This is a genomic window from Methylobacterium nigriterrae (genome assembly GCF_037106235.1).
Taxonomy (GTDB): Bacteria; Pseudomonadota; Alphaproteobacteria; order Rhizobiales; family Beijerinckiaceae; genus Methylobacterium; species Methylobacterium nigriterrae.
In genome coordinates this window covers 39209-62549 of sequence record NZ_JBAWTG010000017.1, presented here as the reverse complement: position 1 = coordinate 62549, position 23341 = coordinate 39209, and the positions used below count along the sequence as shown (strand labels likewise).

The window sequence follows — 23341 nt, the reverse complement described above, 5'->3', positions numbered from 1 at the left end:
CACCATGGGACTCGACGAGGGCACGATCCGCGACTGCCCCGGCCCGCATCCGCGCCCGCGGGGGCCGACCCGCTACGCCGTGCCGCCGGGCGCGGTCGACACCCACGCCCACGTGATCGGATTGCCGCCGGCCTATCCCTTCGTCGAGGCGCGCAGCTACACGCCGCCCGAGGCCGCGGCCGACGCCTATCTCGCCATGCTCGACGCCACCGGCATGGCCTTCGGGGTGCTCGTCCAGGTCAGCGTTCACGGCACCGACAACCGGCTGATGCTGGAGACGCTCGCGGCCCGGCCCGAGCGCCTGCGCGGCATCGCGGTGATCCCCCCCGACTGCCCCGGACGCGAGTTCGCGCGCCTGAAGGAGGCGGGCGTCGTGGGCCTGCGCCTCAACGTGCTCTACGGCGGCGGCGTCGGCTTCGAGGCGCTCGAGCGCTACGGGGCGCTCGCCCGCGAGATGGGCTGGCACCTGCAGTTCCTGATCGACGCGGCCGACCTCGTGGCCCTGGCCCCCCGCCTCGGGCGGCTGCCGGTGCCCTTCTGCATCGACCATTGGGGCCATTTCCCGGTCTCGCGCGGGCTCGACGACCCGGGCTTCCGCACCCTCGTGTCGCTCGTGGCGGACGGGGCCTGGGTCAAGCTCTCGGGCGCCTACCGCAACAGCGTCGCCGGCCCGCCCTACGACGACACGGTGGCCTTCGCCCGGGCCCTCCACGCGGCCGGGCCGGGGCGCTGCGTCTGGGGCTCGGACTGGCCGCACGTCGCCCATTGGGGGCCGATGATGAATGTCGGCGACCTCCTCGACCTCCTGGCCGAGTGGGTGCCGGAGGCCGGGGCCCGCGACCGGGTGCTGGCCGGCAACGCCCAGGCGCTCTACGGCTTCCCGCCAGCGCGCGCGGCCTGACGCGGCGGCTGACGCGGCGGCCTGAGGCGGCGCCTTCAGCGCGGCGCCCCCTCGACGGCCTCCGCCAGGGCCTGCAGCCGCGCCGCGTCGCATTGCGGGCAGGCCGGGAAGGGCATCCAGTCCGTGAAGGCGTCCTCCGCGAAGCCGTGGTCGCAGGAGGCCACGTGCCAGGGCCGCGCGTCTCCGTGCCGGTCGGGGTCCCAGCGGACGACCGCGCGCCGGTCGGGATCGTGCCGGTTGATGGCGATGATCCAGCGGCCGTCGCGCGGGGCCCGGCCCATCAGCCTCCAATCGTCCATCGCTCGCCTCCAACGCTTCGCCGGTCCGGTTCCGGACCCCCACAACGCCGGCGGGGCCGAAAGCGTTCGGTGCGGCCGGGTCAGCCGAGCCGGCCCCAGCGCACGAAGCCCGCGATCAGCAGGATGACGAGACCGGCCAGCAGCCACGGATGCCCGTCGAGGACCGCGTAGAGGACGAGGGCGGCGAGCGCCGCGGTGATGCCCAGCATGGTCGCGGCTGCGACAGGGTTCATGGCGTGTCCCACGGCGTGTCCCATGAGGGTGAGCCCGCCGCCTGCCCGCAAGGACCCGGCCCGGTCAAGCGGGAAACCGCCCGGCGATCTCGCGAGAGCGGGCCTTTGCCGCGGGCGCGGGGCCCGCGCCCCGGCCGGGAGAGCCGCGGCCCGCTCGCGCGGGCGCGGCATCCGGACGGGCCGCCCCCCGATGCCGGGCGGCGGTTGCCCTCACATGGCCCCGCGCGGCGCCATCTTCTTGGCTTTCTTGGCCTTGGCCATCGGCTTGCCGGGCCGGGCCGGGTCGACCGAGGGCGTGCCGCCCCGCGCGCCCATCTCGCGCTCCTGGCCGGCGAGCGGGCCGCCGGCCTGGGAGCCGGACTGGTTGTAGGGCGAGTTGCCCTGGGCGAGCGCGGGCCCGGCCAGCAGGGCGAGAGCCAGGGCGAACGGGATGGCGGCTGATTTCGCGGCTGATGTCATGGCGGATGTCATGGCTGATGTCATGTCAGGGTTCCTCATGGATCCTCGTTCCTCGCGGATCTTCCCGGATCGGATCGTCCTGGAACGCGCCGCGACGACGCGCCTGTCCGGCCTGGGCGGCCGCGGCCCGGGATCCATCCCGGCAGGACGGGCGCGCTCCGGCCCCGGAAGCCTAGCGGCGGGCCACGCCCTTGTCGTTCGTCCGGGGCGAACCGTTCGCTAGCGCGCCTTCCGCCGGGGCGATTGCCGGTTTGGCGATCAGAAAGCAGGCAAAATCAATGCTTTGGAGCATTTTCCGCGATCCAAGGATCACGGACAATGCTTCAGCGCGCGCAGCCGTGCGGCGCGGGCCCCGGCAATCCTTCCGCGGAAGGGCCGCCGGCATGAGAAAGGCGGGACTTCCGTCCCGCCTCCAGGTGCGCGATCGCGCTAGAACCTATGCCGCCGCCTGATTCGGCGGAGCCTCCTCACCGTCGGACCGATCGTGACGCTGCATCGCTTCACCTCCGAGGCTGGTTTCGCGGTGGAGCCGTGCTCCGATAAAGCAACCCCCCTCAGATTGAACCGGTTCCCGGGCCGCATCGGGCGCGTTTCAACTCGGCCGCAGCTGCCCTGCCGGCCAGGTCGGGGCCCGATTGCGCATCTTCTTCGCGGGAATAATACGTGTTTTCAGCTGAATTTTCTTGGCAACAGTGGATTTCAGCTTGAAGCCACTTGACGTGTACGCCGAGACAATGAACTGAGCAGCTGTGCCCTCGAAGAGGAATAAAAAATGGAAGAGTCCGCCGAAACTTTGCAGGTCGACTACATCGAACTCGCAGCAGAAATCGCCTCCGCCTACGTATCCAACAATTCTGTGCCCGTGACCGAGTTGCCCGCACTGCTCGGCGGCATTCACGCGGCCCTGGCCGGGCTCGCCTCAGTCGCTCCGGCCAGCGAACAGAATCAGAAGCTCACCTCCGCGCAGATCAAGAAATCAGTCACGCACGACGCGCTGGTCAGCTTCGAGGACGGCAAGCCCTACAAGACGCTGCGCCGCCACCTGACGATCCGCGGCCTGACCCCCGAGGCCTACCGCATGAAGTGGGGCCTGCCGGTCGATTACCCGATGGTGGCCGCCTCCTACTCGGAGCAGCGCTCGTCGCTCGCCAAGAGCCTCGGTCTCGGCCAGCAGCGCCGCAAGTCCGCCCCCGAGCCGGCGCCCGAAGCCGGGGCGGCGAAGCCCGCGGCGGCCCCGGCGAAGCCCGCGGCAGCCTCAGCCAAGCCGGCCTCAGCGAAGCCGGCGGCAGCGAAGTCCGCGGTGGCGAAGTCTCCGGCCTCGGCCAAGCCCGCCCGCAAGGGCGCGGCGCGGACCGAGACGGCGGGGCAGGCGGACGAGGCGCCCGCACCGAAGTCCCGCGGCCGCCGCAAGCCGGCCGTGGCCTGACCTAACCCGTCAGCCGCGCCCGGGTCGCGAGCGCGTCCCCGGCCGCGGCGAAATCGGCCGTGTTGTCGAAGATGCACCAGGCCGGGATCCCGCGCCGCGCCGTCTCGGCGAGGTCCGCGGCGAGGCGGTCGAGGGCGGCCGGGTGGTAGGGGGAGTGATAGGTGCGGGGCGAGCCGTGCAGGCGGCGATAGACGAGGCCCCGCCAGCCGCCGGGCTCGCCCGCGCCCGGCACCGGCGCGGGATCGGCCGCGACCCGGGCGATGCGCAGATCCGCCAGGCACGCCTCGACGGCGGGCGCGAACCAGCTCGGGTGGCGCGGCTCGCAGGCGAGGGCGCCGGGATGCGCCCGCCGCAGCGCCTCCAGGAAAGCGCCGGCCCGGCCGGCCTCGAAGGGCAGGCTCGGCGGCGTCTGCAGCAGGAGCGGCCCGAGCCGGTCGCCGAGCGCCGCGACCTCGGCGAGGAAGCGGGCGAGGGGCTCGTCGCAGGCGGCGAGCCGCCGCTCGTGGGTGACGGTGCGGGGGATCTTCACGGCGAAGCGGAACCCGGCCGGGACGCTCGCCGCCCAGCGGGCATAGGTCGCGGGGCGGTGTGGGCGGTAGAAGGACGAGTTGATCTCGACCGCCGGCAGGCGCCGCGCGTAGCGCTCCAGATGGCTGCCCTCGCCCGGGAAGGCGTCGGCATGGACCCTCGGCAGGCTCCAGCCGGCCGTCCCGATCGCGATGAGGCTGCCCGTCTCCATCCGGGCTCAGAGAGGGCCGCGCGCGCGCCCGGCAAGCCCGGCAAGCCCGGCGGGGGCTTTCCCGCGCGGGCGAAGGGGGCGATGCTCGCGGCGCGATGAGAAGCCTCGACGACGTGTTCGACCGCCTGCCGCGCTCGGCCTTCCGGCAGCGCTTCCGCCTCGGCCCGCGCGATGAGGCGGCGCTCGGCGCGAAGGGCCTCGCCGTGATGCGGGATCACGCCCGCGACATCGTCGCCCGCCGCCTCGCCCCCGCCGCGCCCGCCCGCGACGGGCGCCAGACGCCGGTCTCGGGCCATCCCGTCTTCGTGGCCCAGCACGCCACCGCGACCTGCTGCCGGGCCTGCCTCGCCAAGTGGCACGGGATCCCGGCGGGCCGGCCCCTCGGCGGCCTCGAGCAGGACCACGTCGTGCGGGCGATCGAGCGCTGGCTGCGGGCGCAGGCGCCGCCCGGGACCCGGGAGGGCGGATCAGCCGAGGCGCCGCGCCAGCTCCCGCTCTTTCCAGCGTAGCTGCAGGATCAGCTCGACATGGCGCGGCGGCAGGCCCTGGCCGGCGAGATCGGCGTACGCGCTGCGCAGCCGCGCGCCGATGCCCGCGATGGCGGCCGGGCAGAGGTGCGGCGAGGGGGTAAGGTGGGTGCGGGACATCGCGTGTTCATGGTTTGTTCCGGTTCGACGGTGATGCGCCCGGCGTGGTTAAGAAACCGTAAACGCCGTGTCCTCAGGCCGCCAGGATCCCCCAGCCGTAGGGCGGCAGGCTAACCCGGTCGCCCACGAGCCGGCCGTCGCCGGCCTCGACCAGGCGGGCGCCGGGCGCCGGCAGCTCCGCGCCGGCGCCCGCGAGGTTCAGCGCCACCAGGAGGCGCCCCTCGCCCCGGCTCTCGAGGACCAGGGCCTCGTTGGCGAGATGCAGCGGCGCGCTGCGGGCCCGGTGCAGCCAGGGGTGGCGGCGCCGCAGCCCGATCAATTCCTGGTGCAGGCGGTAGACCGGCCATCCGTAGGGCGCGAGCCCGGCGGGCGTCTCCGGGAAGGCCGGCCGGACCGCGTCGTCGCCGCCGGCGCGCTCCTCCTTGATCCCCCGGAAGGCCTGCTCGTCGCCGGCATAGACCGAGGGCGTGCCGCCGCAGGCGAACAGGATCGCGAGCGCGTGCGGCAGGAGGCGCGGGTCCGTGAGCCGGCTCGCGATCCGGGTGACGTCGTGGTTGCCCACGAAGGTGAGCGGCGCGAAGGCGTCGAGGAAGCCGTTGTGGCGCGCGAGCGCGTGGGCGAGCTCGAACAGGTTGCGGTCGTTGAGCGCGCTCCAGATCGCCTTCCAGAGCTCGTACTGCGTGAGCGCGTCGAGGCCCGTTTCGCGCACGATCGCCGCGTAGTCGCCGTGGATCACCTCGCCGACGAAGTAGGCCTCCGGATGGGCGGCGCGCAGGCCCGGCAGGATCCCGGCCCAGAACCGGTTCGGCACCGCGTAGGCCGCGTCGAGCCGCCAGCCGTCGGCGCCGCGGGCGAGCCAGTAGTCCATCACGCCCGCCACGTAGGCGGCCACCTCCGGCTCGTCGTGGTCGAGCGCGACGAGGCCGGGATGCCCCTCGAAGGTCGCGTAGTCGGGCTCCGTCCCGGGGCCGGTGCCCCGCGGCCAGGACAGGCGGAACCAGGAGGCGCGGGACGCGCCCGGCCCGTCGCGCAGGACCTCCCGGAAGGCCGGGAAGTCGCGGCCGACATGGTTGAACACCCCGTCGAGCAGCACCCTCAGGCCGCGCACATGCGCGGCGGCGATCAGCGCGTCGAGATCGGCCTCGTCGCCGAGGCGCGGGTCGATCCGGCGATGGTCGATCGTGTCGTAGCCGTGGGTCGAGGCCGAAAAGACCGGCCCGAGCGCGAGGCCCGAGGCGCCGAGCTCCGCGGCGTAGTCGAGCCAGGGTTCGAGCCGGCGCAGGCGGTGGATGACGGGGGCGCCGGGCCGGGCTTCCGCCTCCGCGCCGAGGAAGCCGAGCGGGTAGACCTGCCACCAGACGGCGTGTTCGATCCAGGACGGCACCGTCGCTCCTCTCGGGTGCGGGGCGCGGAAGCGGCGCCGGGACGGGGGGAACGTGCCGGCGCCCCGATGGTGCCCGCGGCGGCAGCGGGCCTGCTCCGCAATACAGTCGCGGGTTGATCGCTTCGCGACGGCAGAATTGTCTTCGCGTCACACGCCGCGCGGGCTTGCTGATACGCCCGCCGCTTTGATCGAGCGGCCAGCGTATCAGCCCGCCGGCGCGAGATCCGACAGGATGGCGGGGAAGAGCCCGGGCAATTCGCCCGCCAGGAAACCGAGCGGCCCGACCCGGTGGCCGAGGCGGCGGCCGGCCTCGGCATGGACGTGGACCGCCCAGAGCGCGGCCTGAAGCGCCGCGGCGCCGCGCGCCAGGAGCCCCGCCATCAGCCCAGCCAGCGTGTCGCCCGAGCCCGAGGTCGCGAGCCCCACGGGGCCGTGCGCACTCGCCCAGCTCTCGCCGTCGGGCGTGCAGATGCGGGTGCAGGCGCCTTTCAGGACGATGACGCAGCCGAGTTCCGCGGCGGCGCGGCGGGCGATGCCGGCCGGGTCGGCCTCGACCTCCCGCTTGTCGAGGCCGAGCATGCCCGCCATCTCGCCGGGATGGGGCGTGACGATCGCGCGGCCGCCGTGCCGGCGCAGCACCTCCGCCTCCGCCCGCAGGTTCATCATCGCGGCCGCGTCGAGGACGAGGGCCGGCCCGTCGAGGCCCGCGAGCAGGCCGCGCGCCAGGGCTGCGGTCGCCGCCCCGTCCATCAGGCCGGGGCCGATCAGGAGGGCGGCGCAGGCCCTGGCCCGCGCGACGAGCCCGTCGACCGCGGAGGGCGCGATGCCGCCGTCCCGCGTCTCGTCGAGTCCGACCACCCGGGCCTCCGGCAGCGCCAGCCCGAGGGCGGGCGCGAGGCTCCCCACCGTCGCGACCTGCAGCTTGCCGGCGCCGGCGCGCAGGGCGGCGGTGCCGGCCAGGAGCGCGGCGCCGGGCAGTTCCGGGCTGCCGCCGACGAGGAGGATGCGCCCGCGCTCCTCCTTGCCGCCGCCCTCGGGGCGGGGCAGCGGCATCCGCCGCAGGGCTTCGGGGGTGAGGTCGGCCGGTTCGCGCATGGATGTCCTCGGGCGTCGTCGGTCCTGCGGCCGACAACGCCCGTGGCCCGCGAAGGGATCAGCGCCGCACGGCCGGGGCGAGGGGGGCGAGGGCGATGCGCGGGTGGGCCTGCGCGAAGGCCGCGCTGGTCTGGCCGGAATGGCTGAGCAGTTCCAGGCTGCCGCCCGGACCGTTGAGCGCCGGCGCCACCCGGCCGCCGCCAAGGCGCGCGGCCTCCTCGGGGGAGAACGCGAAGGCGCCGGAGAGCATCCCGGCCTCGCTCGCCCCGCCCCGGGTGAGGACGCGCCAGCGCACCGTCTCGACGCCGGCGGCGCCGCGCCCCCGGCCGGCCGAGAACAGGGCCGCGTAGCTCTGCTGGAAGTCGCCGCGCTCGGACACGAACAGGCACTCGGCCACGGGCGTCAGGCCGAAGACGAGGCCGGCCTTCCGGGTGACGCAGGTCAGGGTGCCGGCGGTCCGGTCCTGCGGGCGCGTCAGCGCGCCGTGCGCGGTGGCGAGGCCGGCGGCCAGGAGGGCGGCCGAGAGGGCGAGGGTGGTGGCGCGCGGAGCCATGATGTGCGCTCGTGTTCGATGGAGAGGGACCGGGAACGTCGCCGCCCCCGCGCTCCGGACCGAAGCGTTGCCGTATCCATCGCAACGCTGCGTTGCAGGCGTATTCCGTCGAATGTTGCGTGCGCGGTCGCGTCGGCGGCGCGGGCCTGCAGCCCCGCGGCGCCTCCACCCTCAACCACATCGCCAGCGGCGAGCCGGTGAACGGCCGCCCGCCGGTCCGCTCGCGTTCACCCGCACCCTGAAACTTCCGAGCGTATGGTCTCGTACCGGCGCCCATGACGGATGCCACCGACCCCGCCGGCCGCCTCGCCCGCAACCTCGCGACCCGGTTCCAGGCGCGCCGCCTGAGCTGCGCCTACAGCGTCGACACCCTGGCAAGGCTCTCGGGCGTCGCGCCGGCCCGGATCCGCGCCATCGAGAGCGGCACGGAGGCGATCGACCCCCGGGTGATCGAGACGGTGGGCGCGGTGCTCGGCCTCAGCCCGCGCGAGCTCAGCGCCCACGACGCACCGGATCGAGCGCCTGAAGTGCCGCTGGAGCATTGACCGAGAGATCTTGTGTATTCGTCAATACGCATCGTTAAATCCGTAAATCAATCCTAAGGCTTGGCAATAAAGCCTTGCGATGCTTCTGTCTTCCGGCTTGAGTCTGCGCGGAATCCCGAAAAATCTCGCCGGGCCACGGCGCGATGTGCTATGAATTCAGTGATATTCCCCGCCTGAATGGGGACGCTCATGACCTGGAAACTGCTTCACCGTCAGCCCGCCGGACACCTTCACGGCGACGCTCTCGGCTGGTGGAAGGGCCTCGCGCGGACGCAGGGGCCGCTCGCGGCGGGCCTCTTCCTCAACCTCGTGGCCATCACCATCCTGCTCTGGCTCGGCTGGCTGATCACCAACGGGCTGCAATAGGCCCAACCGCGACGCGCTGCCGCGACCGGCCCGGGCGGAGGGTCCGGCTGCCCGGCCCGCGCCGTCCGTATGAATTCGCACCCTTCATGGACGCTGGAAGCAGAGGCAAGTATTCTTTGAGTACCAAGTAGTTCAACCCGGTCATCACGAGCCCGCAGATGCCGATCCTCGCCTCGCTCCTCGCTCTGATGCTGCTGTTCTGCGCGCCCGCGCAGGCGGAACTCCTGATCGATCAGGCGATGATCACGGGCGGCGAGTTGCGGGTGAGCGGGCGCGTCGGTCCGGCCCACGCGGCGACCGTCACCCTCGACGAGAAGAACCAGATCGTCGCCGACAAGGACGGCCGCTTCCTGTTCCGCCTCGTCTACCACCCGGCGAGCTGCATCGTGACGGTGAAGTCCGGCAGCGAGAGCCGCCAGGCCGTGATCGGCTTCTGCGGCCAGCGCGGGCCGGAAGGGATGGCGACGGCCGCGCCTGCCGCGACCGCCGCGCTCCCGGCCCGGGCCGCCGCCGCGGCACCGGCGCAGCCAGCCGCGCAGCCCGCCCCGCAGGTGGGCCCGCGCGGACCCCAGGGCGCGGCCGGGCCGCAGGGCCCCGAGGGACCACAGGGCGCCAAGGGAGAGCATGGCGCCAAGGGCGAGCAGGGTGCCAAGGGAGAGCAGGGTGCCAAGGGCGAGCCGGGCATCAAGGGCGACCGCGGCGAGGCGGGACCGGCCGGCGCGCCGGGACCCGCGGGCGCGATGGGGCCGCCCGGCCCCGCCGGTCCGACCGGGCCTGAGGGCAAGTCCGCCGCGGTGGCGGGTCTGCGGATCCAGGCCGCGAGCTGCGGCGAGGGCGGGCGCTGCGTCGCCACCTGCGCGGAGGATGAGTTCGCGGTGAGCGGCACCTGCAGCGCCGGCGACCGGCCCGGCATGGACGAGACCAGCATCTACTGCCTGGCGATCGGCGCCGCGCCCCGCCCGATCACCGCGCGCGCCATCTGCGCCAAGAAGCAGCTCGTGCAGGAGGCAGGAGTCGAGGGCGCGCAGGAACCGTCCCGTCCGTCGACGCCCTACGCAGCGACCCGCCCGCCGGGCCGCGAGGGGCAGGGCCGGGAGCGGCCCAAGAATCCCTGAGAACGATCCCTGAGAACGATCCCTGAGAACGATCCCTGAGGACCATCCCTGAGGGCGTCCCGAAGGGATGCCCGGCCGCTCCCGGGCCGCCGGGGCGATCGCCGTCATCGGGATCATCCGTTTGGGGGATGCGCCGCCCGGCGCATCGCGGCTCACTCGGCGTGCCGCCCCCGCGCGCGCACCGCCGCGAGCGGGGGCGGCGCGGAGCGGGCGTGACAGTGCCGGGGGGCGAGGATGCAGAGGTTCGACAAGCGGACGGCCGTCACATATCCGCTCTGCAAATACCCGCTCTGGATGGCGCGACGGATCGAGCGGCGTCTCGCCCGGTACGGCAGCGCGCGCGCGATGCGCTGGATCGCCTTCGGGGGCGGCCGCGGCGAAGCCGCCGAGGCCGGCCCCGAGCCCGCCGCGGCGGCCCAAGCGGCCGCCAACGTGGTCGCGCTCCGGCCGAGGGCGATGGGCGGCTGAGCGCGCGCCCGGCACCTTGCGCCGCGCCCGCCATTCGCGCACGAGTGGCGCCATGAAGCAGCTCGAGGCCATCATCGCCTGGACGCCGGCCCGCTGGGCGGACCTGCGCCCGGACACCGCCGGACAGGTCGCGATCCTGCCCCATCCCGATCCGGAGGGGCACGCCAGGCGCTTCATGATGAGCGCCGGCGCCAGCTCCTCGGCGCTGCACGCCCTGCCCGAGGAGCAGCGCATCGCCCGGCTCTTCATCGACTTCAACACCCTGGTGGTACGCGACGGCATCGACCCGCAGGCCGCCCACCGGGCGTTCCTCGCCATCGACGAGTACCGCTTCCGCATCGCCCCGGACACCGAGGGCGCGGCGTTCGAGGATCCGCCCGAGGAAGACTGACCGGGTCCGCTTCCGTGCCGGGGCGCGCGCCCGGAAACGATCGGCAACGAATTTCCCGGGCCGCCCGAGCCTCCAAACCGCCGGCCGCGCCCTAGCTGAGGGCGGGCCGACACGCGCGAGGAGGCCCGCCATGCTCCCGTCCCGACGCTCCGTCCTGGCCGGGGCCGCGCTGCTGCCCCTGGCGCCGGGCGCAGGATTTTCCGAGACACGGACCGCGGAGACGCGGGCGGCCGAGGGCGCGGCGCTGATCCGGCGGCCGATCCCGTCCTCGGGCGAAGCGTTGCCCGCGATCGGCATCGGCACCTCGCGCCGGTACGAGGTCGAGCCGACGCCCGAGAAGATCGCCCCCCTCAAGGAGGCGGTCGAGCGCTTCGTGGCGCTCGGCGGCCGCGTCATCGACACGGCCCCGAGCTACGGCACCGCCGAGGACGTGCTGGGGGAGATCCTGCAGGGGGGCCTGCGCGAGCGGGTGTTCCTGGCCAGCAAGGTCAGCGAGCCCGGCCGCGAGGCGGGCGCGGCGCAGATCGCGCGCTCCTTCGAGCGCCTGCGCACGGACCGGATCGACCTCGTGGCCGTGCACAACCTGATCGACACGGGGACGAACCTCGCCACGCTGCGCGACCTCAAGGGCCAGGGCCGCATCCGCTACGTCGGCGTCACGGTCTGGCGGGACGGGCAGTTCGGCGAGCTCGAGCCGGTGATGCGCCGCGAGCCCCTCGACTTCATCCAGGTGAACTACGCGATCGACAACCGGGCCGCGGCCGAGCGCGTGCTGCCGCTGGCAGCCGAGCGCGGCATGGCCGTGATGGTCAACGTGCCATTCGGGCGCGACCGCCTGTTCAAGGCCGTGCAGGGGCGCGAGCTGCCGCCCTGGGCGGCCGAGTTCGACTGCGCGAGCTGGCCCCAGTTCTTCCTGAAATACGTCTTGGCGAACCCCGCCGTGACCTGCCCGATCCCCGGCATGGCCAAGGCCTCCTACGTCGAGGACAATCTCGGCGCCGCCCGCGGGCGGCTGCCGGACGAAGCCGCCCGCGCCAGGATGGAGGCCCTGATCGATGCGCTCTGATTGCCCCAACCGCCGCCCCACCCGCCGCGCCGCCCTGGCGCTCGGCCTCGCCGCCGCGGCCCTGGCCGGCCCCGCCCGCGCCGAGGAGGCGAGGTCCATCCGCATCGGCATCATCGGGGCCGGCCATATCGGCGGCACCATCGGGGGCCTCTGGGTGAAGGCCGGGCACGCGGTGATGTTCTCCTCCCGCCATCCCGAGGAGCTGCGGGGACTCGTCGAGAGCCTCGGCGCCAACGCCCGGGCCGGCACGCCGGCCGAGGCGATCCGGTTCGGCGAGGCGGTCCTGATCGCCGTTCCCTACGGGGCCTATCCGCAGCTCAGCCGGGACTACGCCGAGTCCCTCAAGGGCCGGGTCGTGATCGACGCCGGCAACGCCACCGAGGCCCGCGACGGCGCGGTCTATGCCGAGGTCAAGGCCAACGGCATCGGGGCGACGAGCGCGAAGTACTGGCCGGGCGCGCACCTCGTGCGGGCCTTCAGCGCGGCGAACTACCGGGTCTTCGCCACGAACGCGAACCGGCCGGCGCCCCGCATGGCGATCCCGATCGCGGGCGACGATGCGGGCGCCCTCGACACGGTGAAGCGCCTCGTGAGCGACGCGGGCTTCGACCCCGTGGTGGTCGGCCCGATCCGCGACGCGGACAGGTTCGCGATGGGCTCGCCCGGCTTCGGCCACGACCTGCCGGCCCCTGAGCTCCGGGCGAAGCTCGGCCTCGACCGGTGACGGGTCCGCGACGCGCCCGCCTCTCCCGTGCGGGAGAGGCCACGACCGCGAGAGCGGACCGGGTGAGGGGTGCGACCTTTCCGGAGATGTCGCACCCCTCACCCTGTCCCTCTCCCGCACGGGAGAGGGGACCCCGGCCTGAGCCGGGAGCGGTGCCGGCCTCGGCCGGACCGGCCAATACGAGACGGTGCAGGGCCGGCGCCGGCGCCCACGCAGCCGCATGACCGGCACCGGATCCGCTCCCGCCCCGAACGCCCTGGCGCGGCTCGTCGGCATGCGCGCGGGGGAGGGGCCGGCGCTGGCCTGGTCCTGGGCCTACATCTTCTCGATCCTCGCCGCCTACTACGTGCTGCGGCCGATCCGCGACCAGATGGGGGTGGCCGGCGGGATCGAGAACCTGCCCTGGCTGTTCACCGCGACGCTTCTCGGCATGCTCGCCCTCAACCTGCCGTTCGGCTGGCTGGTGAAGACGCTGCCGCGGGCGCGCTTCGTGCCGCTGACCTACCGGTTCTTCGCCCTCAACATCCTGCTCTTCTCGCTCGCGCTCTACCTCGCGCCGCCGGAGGCCGACCTTTGGATCGGGCGGGTCTTCTTCGTCTGGCTGTCGATCTTCAACCTGTTCGTGGTCTCGATCTTCTGGGCGACGATCGTCGACGTGTTCTCGACCGAGCAGGGCAAGCGGCTGTTCGGCTTCATCGCGGCGGGGGCCACGCTCGGCGCCATCGCGGGCTCGGCCACCACCGCGCTCCTCGCCCGCTCGGTGCCGACCTGGGCGCTCCTCGTCTGCGCCGTCGTGCTGCTCGAGGCGGCGGTGTTCAGCATGCGGGGGCTCGCGCGCCTGTCGCGGCAGCTGCACCAGGTCCCTCAGGCGAGCGCGGCCGGCGCGACGATCGGGGGCAGCGCGCTCGCGGGCCTCACCCGCACGCTCGCCTCGCCCTATCTCCTCAATATCGGGCTGTTCCTGCTCCTGTTCTCGGTGACCGCGACCTTCCTGTATTTCGAGCAGGCCGGCATCGCCAAGCGCAGCTTCCCCGACCGGGGCGCGCAGACCGCCTTCTTCGCCCAGGTCGACCTCCTCGTGAACGTGCTGACGCTCGGGGTGCAGCTCCTGCTCACGGGACGCATCGTGGCGCGCCTCGGGGTCGGCCGGACGCTGGCGCTGCTGCCCGCGGCGAGCGTGCTCGGCTTCGCGGCGCTCGCCCTCGCGCCGACGATCACGGCCATCGTCGCCTTCCAGGTGTTCCGGCGGGCCGGCAACTTCGCGGTGGCGCGGCCGATCCGCGAGGTGCTGTTCACGGTGGTCCCGCGCGAGGACCGCTACAAGGCCAAGAGCTTCATCGACACGGTGGTCTACCGGCTCGGCGACCAGGTCGGGGCGTGGTCCTACACGGGCATCGCGGCGCTCGGCTTCGGGGCGGAAGCCGTCGCCCTGACGGCGGTGCCGCTGTCGCTGGCCTGGCTCGTGAACAGCCTCTGGCTCGGGCGGGCGCAGGAGGCGGCCGCCGCCTCGGAGCGCGCGGACGCGCCTCGCTGAGCGGGGATCCCGGGCCGACACCCGACGCGCCCGCCTCTCCCGTGCGGGAGAGGCCGAGTCGGCGAAAGCCGACCGGGTGAGGGGTGCGCCGGGTCCGGAGAGGTCGCATCCCTCACCCTGTCCCTCTCCCGCACGGGAGAGGGGACCCGCGCCCGGCCTTGCGAACCATCGAGCCCTGTACCGACGTCCTCGTATTGCCGGCGGAGTCAGCGCGCCGCCCCACCTCTCCCGTGCGGGAAAGGTCGAGTCCGCGGGACGCGGACCGGTGAGGGGTTCGCCGTGTCCGGAGAGGTCGCACCCGTAACCCCAACCCTCTCCCGCACGGGAGAGGGAGCGCGGCGCTCGTGGGGCTGGCGCGGGTCGCGATGCGTGAACCGTGTCGGCCCGAACGCAGGAGCCTCCCGCGCGGTCCGGGGCCGTCAGGCTCCTCAGCGCCGCGCGGCGCGGATGCGGGCCGGCACCGGGGCGGGCGCCCGGCGCGCCCCGACGGTCCAGCCGGCCAGTCCCAGGGCGGCCACGACGGAGGCCGCGACGAGGCCGTCGCTGAGCGCCTCGGCGACGGCGGGGGTCGTCGTCGAGACCATCATGGAGATCGTCATGGAACAGCCCTCCGAATGCCTGGGACGGAGCCTGGTCCCGCAGGGTTAACGCGCCGTTAACGATCGCCCTCGGGCGGGTTCAGATCCTCCAGCCGGGCGCGGCCGCGCTCGGTGATCTGCCAGACCGCGAAGGTGCCGCCGATATGCGGTCCGGCCTGGGTGCCGACCCATTGCAGGCTGCCGGCGCGTTCGAGGATGCGCAGCCGCGCGTGATCGCGCGGCCAGGCACGGTCCGGGCTCTGCTTGATCGAGATGCGGCCTTCGATCGAGATCGCGGCCTTGCCCAGCAGGCGGCGTTCGTGACGCTGCATGGCAGCTCCTTGCGAGAGGGGTCGGGCGAGACGGGGCGGCCGGGGCCGCCCGCGGGATGCTTGCGGGGCGACGGCCTGCCCGCCGCTGGCAGGCGGGCGAAGCGTCCGTCCGATGGTGGCCGCGCTCTCGAGCTCCCGGCGGCCTGGCGATCGGGTTCATCCAGCGGGGTGGGTTCGACGCCGTGGGTCGAGGCCCGGGGGCACCGCGCGGTGCCGTCGCGCGCGGTCCCTGTCCCTCGGGAAGGCGTCCCGGCCGAATCGGCCCCGGGATGCCGGCGCGGACGCAAGCTTAGCCAGGATCGCCCGCAGAGCAACCCCGTGCGTCGAACCGGCGCCGTCCCGGTTCGGTTCCCGGCGTGCGGGGCCGGGCGCTTCCGATCCGGCCGCGACTCGCCTAGACGGGGGATGCGCGCATTAAGCCGCGATTAACCATGAGGCCCCGATCCTGCCCGACCGCACGACGCCGCATCCGACGACAGGGGATTCGAGGCATGACGACCCGCCTGCGCCTCGGCGGCTGCCTCGGCCTTCTCGCCGCGGCGATCGTCGGCCCGGCCCCCGCGCAGGAGGCCGGGCCGGGGGTGCTGCACGCACCGCAAGGCGGCGCGCAGGCGGCCGAGCCGCTGTTCCTGCGCATCCGGCCGCAGGGCGCCGAGGCGCTCGGCGCCGCCGGGGGCTCCCTGTCGGACGCGGAGGCCGCCGCGCGGGCGCGGGCGGCCCGCGAGGCCGTCTGGCAGCGGGCGGCGTCCCGCGCGCGCATCGCCATCGCCTCCATCTGCACCGGCTGCCTCGGACCGGAACCGGCGCGGACCGGCGCGATTGGCGTCGAGCCGGCCGCGCCGGAGACCGGCCCGCGGCCCGGCAGCCTCGCCTCCATCTCCGGCCCCTCGTCCGAACCCAGCACCCGAGGTGATCCATGACGCAAGCTCATCCGACCAGCGGCGCCACGCCCGACCCGGACTGCCCGGTCTCCCTCGACCTCCTGGGCGAGGTCTACCGCGCCGACGCCTACGACCTGCCCGAGATCCTCGCCCGGATCCCGCCGCTGACACGGGCGAAGCTCGCCGCCTATCTCTACGGCAAGAGTCACATGCACCAGCTCGGCCTCACCGTGGCGCGCGCCTGCGAGCGGGACGACCTCGTCCGGGCCGCCGGAGAGATCGGTTCCGTGATCCACGGCCAGTCGCGCCTCCCGCCGCCCAAGGCCGCCCCCGAGCCCGCCGCGGCCGCGGGCGCCCCGAAGAAGATCAGCCTCGGCGGCTCCGGCGCGAAGAAGATCAGCCTCGGCGGCTCGGCCGCCAAGGGCCGGAGCTTCGACTGAGGGCCGGTGCGGCAACGCGGATCCCGGCTGCCGGGAGACATCCGGCGGCGCCCGTGACAGAAGCGGGCCGCCGTCGGCGCGGCCCGCTCGGGCGCCGGCATGGCGCCGGCTTGGCGCCGCCCCCCGGGAACCCCGGGGCCGGCGCGTAGCTTGACGCAGACCCTCGCCCCCAGATCCTCGTCCCGGCGGGGCGCCCAAGGAGCGGCTGAATGTTCGGTACATGGTGGAAGCTCGGCGTCGACGCCACGATGCTGGCGCTCGAGTCCCAGCAGGTGATCGGCATGCGGCTGATGATGCTCTCGGCGGGCGGCACCGCCGCCCAGGCCGAGGCGCACCGGATGGTGAGCGAGAAGATCACGGCGGCGGGCGAGGCCGCGCTCCTCGTGGCGTCTGGCGGCTCCACCGCCCGGGTGGTGGCGGGCTATCGCCGCAAGGTGCGGGCGAATGCGCGCCGCCTGAGCAAGGTCTGAGGCCCTCGCGCGGGGCCCTGCGCGGCTGACGCGCGCGTAATACACGCGGGAGATGAGGCTGCTACAGCCCTACAACTGCCTTTAACGGGTCGTTAACCACACCCTCCCATCGTCGGGCGCAGGACGGATCAGGAGGATGTGCATGAAATCCATCGAACAGCAGGTGCGCGAGCGCGCCTACTACATCTGGGAAGGCGAGGGCCGGGTCCTCGGCCGGGCCGAGGCGCACTGGCTGCAGGCGGAGGCCGAGTTCGCCCGGACCGAGTACGCCAGGTCCGATTCGGTGAGAACCGAGGCGGTGACGGCCGAGGCCGCGCCGGCGCGGGCGGCCAAGGTTCCGGCTGCGAAGGTTCCGGCTGCGAAGGCTCCGGCGGCCAAGCCCGCCGCCAAGTCGGTTGCAAAGTCGGCTGCCAAGCCTGCCGCCAAGCCGGCCGCCAAGGCCGAGAAGCCTGCCAAGGCCGGCGCGAAGGCCACGAAGGCCGAGGCCGCCGCGGTCGCGGAGATCACGGCCGGCAAGAAGGCGCCCCGCACCACGGCCCGCGGCGCGGCGCTGCACTGAACGGCGCTCCCTCGCGAGAGGTGAGGCGGGAAGGGCCCGCCCCCGGCGACGGGGCGGGCCCTTCCCGTTTCCGGGCTCTGCCCGGAACGGAGCGGCGCGGTTCGGGGTTGTGTGGCAAAGCTTCACCGCCGGATGCCCCGGCCCTGAACCCTCCAGCGAGGCAGCCCATGCGCCCCGGACCGCTCGCCCTTCTCGTCGCAGCCGCGGCGCTCCTGCCCGCCTCCGCCCGGGCCGGCTCCCCCTATGGCTACCCGGCGCCCGGCCTCCTCGGCCCGAAGGTGCCGATCACGGTCGGCGGGCGCGCACCCTGGAACCAGCCCTGGGAGTACGATTCGGGCGGCGACAACGACCACCGGCCCGAGCTGCAATATTACCAGCAGGGCCGCGGCCAGCAGACCGGCGGCCCCGCCCGCAACCTCCTGCCCGACGACGGGCTTCACCTGTTCCCCCGCTGAGCGCGGGCGGAGGGCCCATGAAGGCCGTGATCTTCGACATCGACGGCACGCTCCTCGACAGCGTGGATCTCCACGCCCGGGCCTGGGTCGCGGCCTTCCGGCATTTCGGCGTCGCCGTCGAGGAGGCGGCCGTGCGCCGCCAGATCGGCAAGGGCGGCGACCAGCTGATGCCGGTCTTCCTGCCGGCCGAGCGCGTCGCGCGCGAGGGCAAGACGATCGAGGCCTACCGCTCGGACCTGTTCCGGCGCGACTACCTGCCCGGTGTGAGGCCCTTCCCGGGCGTGCGCGCCCTGTTCGAGCGGATCCGGGGGGAGGGGCACGCCATCGCGCTCGCCTCCTCGGGCAAGGCGTCGGAGGTTGCGCATTACCAGGAGATCCTGGGCATCCGGGATCTCGTCGACGTGGCCACGAGCGCGGACGATGCCGACCGCTCGAAGCCGCATCCGGACATCTTCGAGGCGGCCCTCGCGAAGCTCAGGCCGAAGCATGCCCGCACGATCCTGGCGGTGGGCGACACGCCCTACGACGCCGAGGCCGCCGCCAAGGCGGGACTGCCCACGATCGGCGTGCTCTGCGGCGGCTTTCCCGAGGCCGACCTATCGGCGGCGGGCTGCATCGCGATCTACCGCGACCCTCAGGACCTCCTCGACGGGTTCGACGGCTCTCCGCTCGGGCGAGGCCACCCGAGGGGGGCCTGACGGGACGCCCGAGCGGCGGGCGGCGAGGGACGGGCGGCAAGCGGAGAATCGGCCCGGCCGGCGGATATCCCCGGGATCCAGAGGCGGTGTGGCCGCCATGCGTCGCCGGTAATGGGCCGGCTACCAATCCGCGCGGAAATGGCTGGCGCGGCGCGTCCGAACAGCGTAGCGAGCCGCGCGGAAACCTTTTAATCCCCCGGGACGCCCTGCCAGGACACGCGCGGATCATGCCCCAGCCGGCCCAGTCGACGCTCAAGACCGAACCGAAATCCCTCCAGCAGCAGATCTCGGAGGCCGTCCAGAACCGGGCGACCCCGATCAGCCAGCTCCTGCGCCTGATGTCGGCGCTCGACGCCGACACGACCGCCAACGAGAACCTGCGCCTGCAGCTGCGCGCCCGGATCGGCGCACCGCTCACCGCCTGATCGGCACCGTTCTCCCTGCCCCTCGGGCCCGGCGTCTCCATCCGGGCGCGGCAGAGGCGACGCGCGCCTCCGGCCGGCCTCACCCGGCCTTCGGCGGCAGGGGGAACAGCGTCACGAAACGCCGGGCGAGCGCCCGGTCCCCCTCGATCGCGAGGGCGCCCGTGGCCGCGAGGACGTCGAGCGGCTGGCCGCCATAGACCGCCGCAGCGATCGCGGGCGCCGTGCCCGACAGGATCAGGTCGGCCCCCGCGGGCTCGCCCCGCGCCACCGCGATCCGCTCCTCGGCCAGCTCCGCCACGAAGCCCTCGCCCCCGATCCGGAAGCCGATCCGGGCGATCAGGCCCGCGGCGCGGCCCGGGTCGATCATCGTCGTGAACGACAGGAACAGCGAGGTCGCGCTGAGCGGCCGGCTCGGGTCGTGCAGGGGCGAGCGCGCCGCCCAGCGGCCGAGCGCCTGGAAGATCGGCTCGCTCTCGTAGCCCCACGGCGTCAGCGCGTAGACCTGCGCGGAGGCGGGCGGCGGCAGCCGGCGCCGCACCAGCACGCCCGCAGCCTCCAGCCCCGCGAGGCGCTGCGTCAGCACGTTGGCGCTGATGCCCGGCAGATCCGCCCGCAAGTCGCCGAAGCGCTTCGGCCCGAGCAGCAGCTCGCGCATCACGAGCAGCGCCCAGCGCTCGCCGACGAGGTCGAGGGCGTGCGCCGCCCCGCAGGCGTCGTCGTAGCGGCGGCGCAACGGCGTCTCGGCTTCAGTTATTTTTTCTAACTTCATGGTTGCTTTTTGTAACATGGGCCGGCAGGTTGGGCAAACGCGGCCGTGAGCGGATCGCGAGGGGAGCCCGATGACCAAGCTGATCTTCGTCAACCTGCCCGTGACCGACCTGCCCCGGTCGACCGCCTTCTACGAGGCCGTCGGCGCCCGCAGGAACCCGCATTTCTCGAACGAGACCGCCGCCTGCCTCGTCTTCTCCGACACGATCCACGCGATGCTGCTGACCCATGCGCGCTACCGCGACTTCACCGTCAAGGAGATCGCCGACGCCCACCGCACGAGCCAGGTTCTGATCTGCATCTCGGCCGAGAGCCGGCAGGAGGTCGACGACATGGTGGCGCGGGCCGCGGGCGCCGGCGGAACCGCGGATCCGGGGCCGGTGCAGGACCACGGCCTCATGTACGGCCGCAGCTTCGAGGACCCGGACGGGCATGTCTGGGAGGTGATGTGGATGGATCCCGCGGCCGTTCCGCCCGCCGCCTGAGCCGGGAGCCGCGGGGTCACCCCGTCCGCCACCGGCTCCGTAGCCCCTTGAATCCGGTTCGACGGCGCGGCCGAGGAGGTAGCCCGCTTCTACGTCTCGCTCCTGCCCGGCCCGCCGCTTGGCGCCGATGAGGGCGGGCGAGCCGGCGCGGGTGCGGCGCATGACCGAGGCGATGCTCGGCATGGTCAAGCTCGACCTGGCCGCCCTGCAGCGGGCCTATGATGAGGGCTGAATCGCGGTCGTCGCGATGACGCGGACCCGATTCCCGCACGACAACGGACCCGAAGAGGAGCGAGAGCGATGGCCGAGGTAGCGAAGGGCTTCGTCTGGTACGAGCTGATGACGACGGACGTGGCGGCGGCGGAAGCCTTCTACCGCGCCGTGGTCGGCTGGGAGGCGGAGGAGGCGGGCGGCCCCGGCCGGCCCTACCGGGTGATGCGCGCGGGCGAGGCCCGGGTCGCGGGCCTGATGCCGCTCCCCGAGGACGCCCGCGCCGGTGGCCTGCCGCCGGTCTGGGTCGGCTACATCGGCACCGCGGACGTCGATGCCGAGGCTGAGGCCGTGGCCCGGGCCGGCGGCGCCGTACACCGGGCGCCCGCCGACATCCCGGGGATCGGGCGCTTCGCCGTCGTCACCGACCCGCAGGGGGCGCTCTTCACCCTGTTCACGCCCCGGGGCGAGGTGCCGGCCCCGGTGCCGGCCGGCACGCCCGGCCATGTGGGCTGGCACGAGCTCTACGCGGCGGACTGGCCCGCCGCCTTCGCCTTCTACGCGGAGCGCTTCGGCTGGACCAAGGCCGAATCGATCGACCTGGGCCCGATGGGCACCTACCAGCTCTTCGCGGCCGGCGGCGTGCCGGTCGGCGGCATGATGAACAAGTTCCCGTCCCAGCCGACCCCGTCCTGGCAGTTCTACATCAACGTCGTGGAGATCGAGGCGGCCGCCGCGCGCGTGCGCGAGGCCGGCGGCACGGTCCTGATGGAGCCCCATCAGGTCCCGGGCGGCAGTTGGATCCTGCAGGGCCGCGACCCGCAGGGCGCCGCCTTCGCGCTCGTCGCCGCGCCGCGAGCCTGAGCAGGAAGGTGGCGCGTCGCGGGCCCGAATGCCGAGCCACCCGCGATTCCTGCGCTCCCCTCAGCGGTGCCGGCGGCGGCGGGTGGCCTTGCGGCCGTGATGGGCGGCGCGCTGCATGCAGGCCATGTAGATCTGCCGGCCGATCGCGTGGGGCCCGAGGCCGCGCGGATCCGGAGTGGCGAAGACGCGGCCGCGTGCCTCGTTGCGGCAAGCGGCATCCTGCGCGCTCTTGATCGGCGGCTCCTGCGCCCGCGCGCCGTCACCCGCGCCCATGGCCGCCAGGACGAGGCCGAGGCCGAGAAGGCCCGGCGCGAACCAGGAGGACAGGGACCGGCGGCTCGTTCGGGCGGTATCGCGCATCGCGGATTCCTTCATGGGTTGTCCGAGGCGGCCCCGGCACGGCCGGACCCGGTTGCACGGACATAGGGCGGTTTCCTCCGCGGCGAAGCGCCCGGGCGGCCGGCGGCGCGATTTCGCCGGCCTCCGCCCGGTTTAGGGCCGCTCCACGACGCGCCAGGACGCCCGGCGGGCCGGGCGGAACGCCGTCGGGCCCGGATCCGCATGGCATCCCGGGGCCCGGCCTCGCCGGATCATGCCGGCCCGCCGTGCAGGCAGGCGCGAGGCCGGCGCCGGGCGGGCGGTCCCGCCGAGGCGGTGACCTGCGGCGGGGCGGGGACGTTCAGGCGACCACGGGTCCCTGCTGGGCAAACTGGCCCTGATAGGCGCTTTCCGGCATTCCCAGCGTCTGCTCGAAGATGAGCTGGCATATCCTCATGCCGGCCTTGAGCCTGATCGGCAGGGGCCCGTGATTGATGATCTCCAATTGGATGGACGGCGCCTTGAAGCCGCAATGGATCGTGGGCGCGGTCACGTGGACCGCGAGTCCCAGTCTCGCGAGCGAGCTCTTGCCTTCCACGCGCCCGGCGACGCGCCCGTGCTCGTGCAACTGAACACGTTCGCGCGTCCAAGCCAGGATGAGGGATTTTCCCTCGAGGATGTAGCCTTTCTCCGGATCGATCTGGATCTCATCCGAAAGGCTCTTGATCACGCTCGTGACATCGAACCCCGGGATGCCGGGATCGATCGCGGAGTCCAGGCCGAAAGTCGGCTTCCGGTAGATCCGGATCGCGGAGGCAAGTGTCAGGTCGACGCTCGTCGGGGAATACGCTTCTTTTTCCGGGGCGGCGTGATCGAGATCAAGCCGCTGCTCAAGGAGTGCCTTATTTCACGATCAGTGAGGATCAAGCATACACCGTCGACTTCTCCTCAACATGCGTGAGATGATCCTTCGACACCCAGACGCGCCACGTGCCCTGGAAACTCTCTCGCGGCAATTCGATGAGGTAGAAATCCCCCTCCCGGCCAATCGGATAACCGACCCGGAGAGTTTTCCCATGAATAGCCTCCTTGTCAACAGCGAGCTTAGCTTCCCCGTCACGGGTCAAGACTGACACGACCACCTCTTCAGGATGCAGACCCGAGCCGACCTCAACTACAGCGACGCGCATCATCTGAATCTCCGACCTCACGCCCGCTCATTGAGCCGTTACGCGGCGAGAGTACCGCGTTTCCGGAGCTTGGCCATTCGTCCTCGCCTGCTCGGCGCGGACAAAGTGAACGTCTGCACAGGGCGAATATAGAATATATCAGGAACATACTTGATTCGCCATCGCGGCGGACGTCCCGTCTCCGCTTGCGGATCAGGTGGTTGCAGGCGTTGTCCACGACGTGAGGATCCGGGGCGTGCGGGTGGGGCCGTCCGTCCGGACGGTACCCGGCTCGCGCCCGCGAGGCGTCGAGCGGCCGAGCCCGGCCCGCCGCGGGGCCCGGGTCCGCGGATCCGGCCCCGTCACGGCAGCACCCACAGGCAGGCGCCCTCCGCCGTCAGGCACTCGTAGGGCGCGCCGCCGACCATGGCGCGGCGCTCGACGGCCCCGAGCCGCGCCCGCGGCACCGTGCGGCAGCCCGGCGCCCCGGCGAGGTGGACCGGCACGGCGGCGCGGTCCTCGCCGGCGCGCGCCATCAGCTGGCGCAGGCCGACCAGCGAGTCGCAGGCGACCACGCCGGGCTCCGGCCCCTCGGCCGGGGCGGCCGGCACGGCGCCCGGCAGGACGGCGAGCAGGCCCACGCCCGCAAGGGCGGCCCGGGCCAAGGTCAAGAAGGCGGCCCTGGCCGGGGGCGCGATTCGAGTCGTCGGGCGCTTCGTCATGCGGGCGGGCTCCGGGATGTCG

The 23341-nt window shown here is 73.6% G+C and carries 34 protein-coding genes and 1 pseudogene; 20 read left to right on the top strand and 15 right to left on the bottom strand.

Annotated features, from left to right (window positions below; translation table 11 throughout):
- Positions 1-4 precede the first annotated feature (4 nt).
- Complete coding sequence (locus tag WDW90_RS11795; protein WP_336487571.1) at positions 5-901, top strand: amidohydrolase family protein; 897 nt, start codon at positions 5-7, stop codon at positions 899-901.
- A 35-nt stretch (positions 902-936) separates the two neighbouring features.
- On the opposite strand, the gene WDW90_RS11790 is transcribed toward WDW90_RS11795, so the two are convergent.
- The 3 genes from WDW90_RS11790 to WDW90_RS11780 form a co-directional block, all read right to left on the bottom strand.
- Positions 937-1200 (bottom strand): hypothetical protein, encoded by a 264-nt coding sequence (locus tag WDW90_RS11790; protein ID WP_336487570.1) that lies wholly within the window; start codon positions 1198-1200, stop codon positions 937-939.
- An 80-nt stretch (positions 1201-1280) separates the two neighbouring features.
- Entirely contained in the window at positions 1281-1433 is a 153-nt protein-coding gene (locus WDW90_RS11785; RefSeq protein ID WP_336487569.1) for a hypothetical protein, read from the bottom strand.
- 210 nt (positions 1434-1643) lie between these two features.
- On the bottom strand, positions 1644-1892 hold the full coding sequence (locus tag WDW90_RS11780) for a hypothetical protein (protein WP_336487568.1): 249 nt from the start codon (positions 1890-1892) through the stop codon (positions 1644-1646).
- Positions 1893-2664: 772 nt separating this feature from the next.
- Here WDW90_RS11780 and WDW90_RS11775 point away from each other — a divergent pair.
- Positions 2665-3150: pseudogene (locus WDW90_RS11775) on the top strand (Ros/MucR family transcriptional regulator); the annotation flags it as partial.
- Between the two features lie 169 nt (positions 3151-3319).
- Here WDW90_RS11775 and WDW90_RS11770 read toward each other — a convergent pair.
- Entirely contained in the window at positions 3320-4057 is a 738-nt protein-coding gene (locus WDW90_RS11770) for a DUF72 domain-containing protein (protein ID WP_336487567.1), read from the bottom strand.
- Between the two features lie 95 nt (positions 4058-4152).
- Between WDW90_RS11770 and WDW90_RS11765 the strand changes: the two genes are divergently transcribed.
- Positions 4153-4566, top strand: a complete 414-nt coding sequence (locus WDW90_RS11765; protein ID WP_336487566.1) for a DUF4186 domain-containing protein — start codon at positions 4153-4155, stop codon at positions 4564-4566.
- Here WDW90_RS11765 and WDW90_RS11760 read toward each other — a convergent pair.
- The 4 genes from WDW90_RS11760 to WDW90_RS11745 all read right to left on the bottom strand — a co-directional run bounded on the left by WDW90_RS11760 (position 4525) and on the right by WDW90_RS11745 (position 7736).
- On the bottom strand, positions 4525-4704 hold the full coding sequence (locus WDW90_RS11760; RefSeq protein WP_336487565.1) for a hypothetical protein: 180 nt from the start codon (positions 4702-4704) through the stop codon (positions 4525-4527). The two genes, WDW90_RS11765 and WDW90_RS11760, sit on opposite strands and share 42 nt — an antisense overlap.
- Before the next feature lie 73 nt (positions 4705-4777).
- Positions 4778-6088, bottom strand: a complete 1311-nt coding sequence (locus WDW90_RS11755; protein WP_336487564.1) for an alpha-amylase family glycosyl hydrolase — start codon at positions 6086-6088, stop codon at positions 4778-4780.
- A 204-nt stretch (positions 6089-6292) separates the two neighbouring features.
- Entirely contained in the window at positions 6293-7183 is an 891-nt protein-coding gene (locus tag WDW90_RS11750; protein WP_336487563.1) for an NAD(P)H-hydrate dehydratase, read from the bottom strand.
- Between the two features lie 58 nt (positions 7184-7241).
- Positions 7242-7736, bottom strand: a complete 495-nt coding sequence (locus WDW90_RS11745; RefSeq protein WP_336487562.1) for a DUF992 domain-containing protein — start codon at positions 7734-7736, stop codon at positions 7242-7244.
- A gap of 275 nt (positions 7737-8011) precedes the next feature.
- On the opposite strand from WDW90_RS11745, the gene WDW90_RS11740 reads away from it, so the two are divergent.
- From WDW90_RS11740 to WDW90_RS11705, 8 genes are all read left to right on the top strand, one after another.
- Positions 8012-8281: a helix-turn-helix domain-containing protein gene (locus WDW90_RS11740; RefSeq protein ID WP_336487561.1), complete on the top strand. Its 270-nt coding sequence runs from the start codon at positions 8012-8014 to the stop codon at positions 8279-8281.
- 189 nt (positions 8282-8470) lie between these two features.
- Positions 8471-8647, top strand: coding sequence for a hypothetical protein (locus WDW90_RS11735; RefSeq protein WP_336487560.1), 177 nt, complete (start codon positions 8471-8473; stop codon positions 8645-8647).
- A 158-nt stretch (positions 8648-8805) separates the two neighbouring features.
- Positions 8806-9762 carry a collagen-like protein gene (locus WDW90_RS11730; protein WP_336487559.1) on the top strand — a complete coding sequence of 319 codons (957 nt, stop codon included), beginning with the start codon at positions 8806-8808 and terminating at the stop codon, positions 9760-9762.
- A gap of 234 nt (positions 9763-9996) precedes the next feature.
- A complete protein-coding gene (locus WDW90_RS11725) occupies positions 9997-10230 on the top strand; it encodes a hypothetical protein (RefSeq protein ID WP_336487558.1) in 234 nt (77 codons plus the stop codon).
- Between the two features lie 52 nt (positions 10231-10282).
- Positions 10283-10621 carry a hypothetical protein gene (locus WDW90_RS11720; protein ID WP_336487557.1) on the top strand — a complete coding sequence of 113 codons (339 nt, stop codon included), beginning with the start codon at positions 10283-10285 and terminating at the stop codon, positions 10619-10621.
- 130 nt (positions 10622-10751) lie between these two features.
- A complete protein-coding gene (locus WDW90_RS11715) occupies positions 10752-11687 on the top strand; it encodes an aldo/keto reductase (protein WP_336487556.1) in 936 nt (311 codons plus the stop codon).
- The gene (locus WDW90_RS11710) at positions 11677-12411 is read left to right on the top strand and encodes an NADPH-dependent F420 reductase (RefSeq protein ID WP_336487555.1); all 735 of its coding nucleotides are present in this window, start codon (positions 11677-11679) and stop codon (positions 12409-12411) included. The genes WDW90_RS11715 and WDW90_RS11710 overlap by 11 nt, the downstream gene beginning before the upstream one ends.
- A gap of 220 nt (positions 12412-12631) precedes the next feature.
- A complete protein-coding gene (locus WDW90_RS11705; RefSeq protein ID WP_336487554.1) occupies positions 12632-13945 on the top strand; it encodes an NTP/NDP exchange transporter in 1314 nt (437 codons plus the stop codon).
- Between the two features lie 428 nt (positions 13946-14373).
- Here WDW90_RS11705 and WDW90_RS11700 read toward each other — a convergent pair whose 3' ends face one another.
- Positions 14374-14544: a hypothetical protein gene (locus WDW90_RS11700; protein WP_336487553.1), complete on the bottom strand. Its 171-nt coding sequence runs from the start codon at positions 14542-14544 to the stop codon at positions 14374-14376.
- A 56-nt stretch (positions 14545-14600) separates the two neighbouring features.
- Positions 14601-14855 (bottom strand): hypothetical protein, encoded by a 255-nt coding sequence (locus WDW90_RS11695; RefSeq protein WP_336487552.1) that lies wholly within the window; start codon positions 14853-14855, stop codon positions 14601-14603.
- 491 nt (positions 14856-15346) lie between these two features.
- Here WDW90_RS11695 and WDW90_RS11690 point away from each other — a divergent pair, with 491 nt between their 5' ends.
- The 7 genes from WDW90_RS11690 to WDW90_RS11660 all read left to right on the top strand — a co-directional run bounded on the left by WDW90_RS11690 (position 15347) and on the right by WDW90_RS11660 (position 18783).
- On the top strand, positions 15347-15775 hold the full coding sequence (locus WDW90_RS11690) for a hypothetical protein (RefSeq protein WP_336487551.1): 429 nt from the start codon (positions 15347-15349) through the stop codon (positions 15773-15775).
- Positions 15772-16176 (top strand): hypothetical protein, encoded by a 405-nt coding sequence (locus WDW90_RS11685; RefSeq protein WP_336487550.1) that lies wholly within the window; start codon positions 15772-15774, stop codon positions 16174-16176. The genes WDW90_RS11690 and WDW90_RS11685 overlap by 4 nt, the downstream gene beginning before the upstream one ends.
- Before the next feature lie 209 nt (positions 16177-16385).
- Entirely contained in the window at positions 16386-16646 is a 261-nt protein-coding gene (locus WDW90_RS11680) for a hypothetical protein (protein ID WP_336487549.1), read from the top strand.
- Between the two features lie 142 nt (positions 16647-16788).
- A complete protein-coding gene (locus WDW90_RS11675) occupies positions 16789-17205 on the top strand; it encodes a DUF2934 domain-containing protein (protein WP_336487548.1) in 417 nt (138 codons plus the stop codon).
- Between the two features lie 167 nt (positions 17206-17372).
- A complete protein-coding gene (locus WDW90_RS11670) occupies positions 17373-17660 on the top strand; it encodes a hypothetical protein (protein WP_336487547.1) in 288 nt (95 codons plus the stop codon).
- Positions 17661-17677: 17 nt separating this feature from the next.
- Entirely contained in the window at positions 17678-18358 is a 681-nt protein-coding gene (locus tag WDW90_RS11665; protein ID WP_336487546.1) for an HAD family hydrolase, read from the top strand.
- Positions 18359-18585: 227 nt separating this feature from the next.
- Positions 18586-18783: a hypothetical protein gene (locus tag WDW90_RS11660; RefSeq protein ID WP_336487545.1), complete on the top strand. Its 198-nt coding sequence runs from the start codon at positions 18586-18588 to the stop codon at positions 18781-18783.
- A 79-nt stretch (positions 18784-18862) separates the two neighbouring features.
- Here WDW90_RS11660 and WDW90_RS11655 read toward each other — a convergent pair whose 3' ends face one another.
- The gene (locus tag WDW90_RS11655; protein WP_336487544.1) at positions 18863-19552 is read right to left on the bottom strand and encodes a winged helix-turn-helix transcriptional regulator; all 690 of its coding nucleotides are present in this window, start codon (positions 19550-19552) and stop codon (positions 18863-18865) included.
- 70 nt (positions 19553-19622) lie between these two features.
- On the opposite strand from WDW90_RS11655, the gene WDW90_RS11650 reads away from it, so the two are divergent.
- On the top strand, positions 19623-20036 hold the full coding sequence (locus WDW90_RS11650; protein WP_336487543.1) for a VOC family protein: 414 nt from the start codon (positions 19623-19625) through the stop codon (positions 20034-20036).
- 300 nt (positions 20037-20336) lie between these two features.
- On the top strand, positions 20337-21110 hold the full coding sequence (locus WDW90_RS11645) for a VOC family protein (RefSeq protein WP_336487542.1): 774 nt from the start codon (positions 20337-20339) through the stop codon (positions 21108-21110).
- Positions 21111-21170: 60 nt separating this feature from the next.
- On the opposite strand, the gene WDW90_RS11640 is transcribed toward WDW90_RS11645, so the two are convergent.
- From WDW90_RS11640 to WDW90_RS11625, 4 genes are all read right to left on the bottom strand, one after another.
- The gene (locus WDW90_RS11640; RefSeq protein ID WP_336487541.1) at positions 21171-21485 is read right to left on the bottom strand and encodes a hypothetical protein; all 315 of its coding nucleotides are present in this window, start codon (positions 21483-21485) and stop codon (positions 21171-21173) included.
- 304 nt (positions 21486-21789) lie between these two features.
- Positions 21790-22236 (bottom strand): dCTP deaminase, encoded by a 447-nt coding sequence (locus WDW90_RS11635; protein WP_336487608.1) that lies wholly within the window; start codon positions 22234-22236, stop codon positions 21790-21792.
- A 115-nt stretch (positions 22237-22351) separates the two neighbouring features.
- Positions 22352-22621 (bottom strand): hypothetical protein, encoded by a 270-nt coding sequence (locus WDW90_RS11630; RefSeq protein WP_336487540.1) that lies wholly within the window; start codon positions 22619-22621, stop codon positions 22352-22354.
- A 338-nt stretch (positions 22622-22959) separates the two neighbouring features.
- Positions 22960-23319 carry a hypothetical protein gene (locus WDW90_RS11625; protein ID WP_336487539.1) on the bottom strand — a complete coding sequence of 120 codons (360 nt, stop codon included), beginning with the start codon at positions 23317-23319 and terminating at the stop codon, positions 22960-22962.
- Positions 23320-23341: the final 22 nt, after the last annotated feature.

Coding starts and splice junctions, on each gene's coding strand:
- WDW90_RS11795 (WP_336487571.1), top strand. CDS start 5: ATGGGACTCGACGAGGGCACGATCCGCGACTGCCCCGGCCCGCATCCG.
- WDW90_RS11790 (WP_336487570.1), bottom strand. CDS start 1,200: ATGGACGATTGGAGGCTGATGGGCCGGGCCCCGCGCGACGGCCGCTGG.
- WDW90_RS11785 (WP_336487569.1), bottom strand. CDS start 1,433: ATGAACCCTGTCGCAGCCGCGACCATGCTGGGCATCACCGCGGCGCTC.
- WDW90_RS11780 (WP_336487568.1), bottom strand. CDS start 1,892: ATGACATCAGCCGCGAAATCAGCCGCCATCCCGTTCGCCCTGGCTCTC.
- WDW90_RS11770 (WP_336487567.1), bottom strand. CDS start 4,057: ATGGAGACGGGCAGCCTCATCGCGATCGGGACGGCCGGCTGGAGCCTG.
- WDW90_RS11765 (WP_336487566.1), top strand. CDS start 4,153: ATGAGAAGCCTCGACGACGTGTTCGACCGCCTGCCGCGCTCGGCCTTC.
- WDW90_RS11760 (WP_336487565.1), bottom strand. CDS start 4,704: ATGTCCCGCACCCACCTTACCCCCTCGCCGCACCTCTGCCCGGCCGCC.
- WDW90_RS11750 (WP_336487563.1), bottom strand. CDS start 7,183: ATGCGCGAACCGGCCGACCTCACCCCCGAAGCCCTGCGGCGGATGCCG.
- WDW90_RS11745 (WP_336487562.1), bottom strand. CDS start 7,736: ATGGCTCCGCGCGCCACCACCCTCGCCCTCTCGGCCGCCCTCCTGGCC.
- WDW90_RS11740 (WP_336487561.1), top strand. CDS start 8,012: ATGACGGATGCCACCGACCCCGCCGGCCGCCTCGCCCGCAACCTCGCG.
- WDW90_RS11735 (WP_336487560.1), top strand. CDS start 8,471: ATGACCTGGAAACTGCTTCACCGTCAGCCCGCCGGACACCTTCACGGC.
- WDW90_RS11730 (WP_336487559.1), top strand. CDS start 8,806: ATGCCGATCCTCGCCTCGCTCCTCGCTCTGATGCTGCTGTTCTGCGCG.
- WDW90_RS11725 (WP_336487558.1), top strand. CDS start 9,997: ATGCAGAGGTTCGACAAGCGGACGGCCGTCACATATCCGCTCTGCAAA.
- WDW90_RS11720 (WP_336487557.1), top strand. CDS start 10,283: ATGAAGCAGCTCGAGGCCATCATCGCCTGGACGCCGGCCCGCTGGGCG.
- WDW90_RS11715 (WP_336487556.1), top strand. CDS start 10,752: ATGCTCCCGTCCCGACGCTCCGTCCTGGCCGGGGCCGCGCTGCTGCCC.
- WDW90_RS11710 (WP_336487555.1), top strand. CDS start 11,677: ATGCGCTCTGATTGCCCCAACCGCCGCCCCACCCGCCGCGCCGCCCTG.
- WDW90_RS11705 (WP_336487554.1), top strand. CDS start 12,632: ATGACCGGCACCGGATCCGCTCCCGCCCCGAACGCCCTGGCGCGGCTC.
- WDW90_RS11700 (WP_336487553.1), bottom strand. CDS start 14,544: ATGACGATCTCCATGATGGTCTCGACGACGACCCCCGCCGTCGCCGAG.
- WDW90_RS11695 (WP_336487552.1), bottom strand. CDS start 14,855: ATGCAGCGTCACGAACGCCGCCTGCTGGGCAAGGCCGCGATCTCGATC.
- WDW90_RS11690 (WP_336487551.1), top strand. CDS start 15,347: ATGACGACCCGCCTGCGCCTCGGCGGCTGCCTCGGCCTTCTCGCCGCG.
- WDW90_RS11685 (WP_336487550.1), top strand. CDS start 15,772: ATGACGCAAGCTCATCCGACCAGCGGCGCCACGCCCGACCCGGACTGC.
- WDW90_RS11680 (WP_336487549.1), top strand. CDS start 16,386: ATGTTCGGTACATGGTGGAAGCTCGGCGTCGACGCCACGATGCTGGCG.
- WDW90_RS11675 (WP_336487548.1), top strand. CDS start 16,789: ATGAAATCCATCGAACAGCAGGTGCGCGAGCGCGCCTACTACATCTGG.
- WDW90_RS11670 (WP_336487547.1), top strand. CDS start 17,373: ATGCGCCCCGGACCGCTCGCCCTTCTCGTCGCAGCCGCGGCGCTCCTG.
- WDW90_RS11665 (WP_336487546.1), top strand. CDS start 17,678: ATGAAGGCCGTGATCTTCGACATCGACGGCACGCTCCTCGACAGCGTG.
- WDW90_RS11660 (WP_336487545.1), top strand. CDS start 18,586: ATGCCCCAGCCGGCCCAGTCGACGCTCAAGACCGAACCGAAATCCCTC.
- WDW90_RS11655 (WP_336487544.1), bottom strand. CDS start 19,552: ATGAAGTTAGAAAAAATAACTGAAGCCGAGACGCCGTTGCGCCGCCGC.
- WDW90_RS11650 (WP_336487543.1), top strand. CDS start 19,623: ATGACCAAGCTGATCTTCGTCAACCTGCCCGTGACCGACCTGCCCCGG.
- WDW90_RS11645 (WP_336487542.1), top strand. CDS start 20,337: ATGGCCGAGGTAGCGAAGGGCTTCGTCTGGTACGAGCTGATGACGACG.
- WDW90_RS11640 (WP_336487541.1), bottom strand. CDS start 21,485: ATGAAGGAATCCGCGATGCGCGATACCGCCCGAACGAGCCGCCGGTCC.
- WDW90_RS11630 (WP_336487540.1), bottom strand. CDS start 22,621: ATGATGCGCGTCGCTGTAGTTGAGGTCGGCTCGGGTCTGCATCCTGAA.
- WDW90_RS11625 (WP_336487539.1), bottom strand. CDS start 23,319: ATGACGAAGCGCCCGACGACTCGAATCGCGCCCCCGGCCAGGGCCGCC.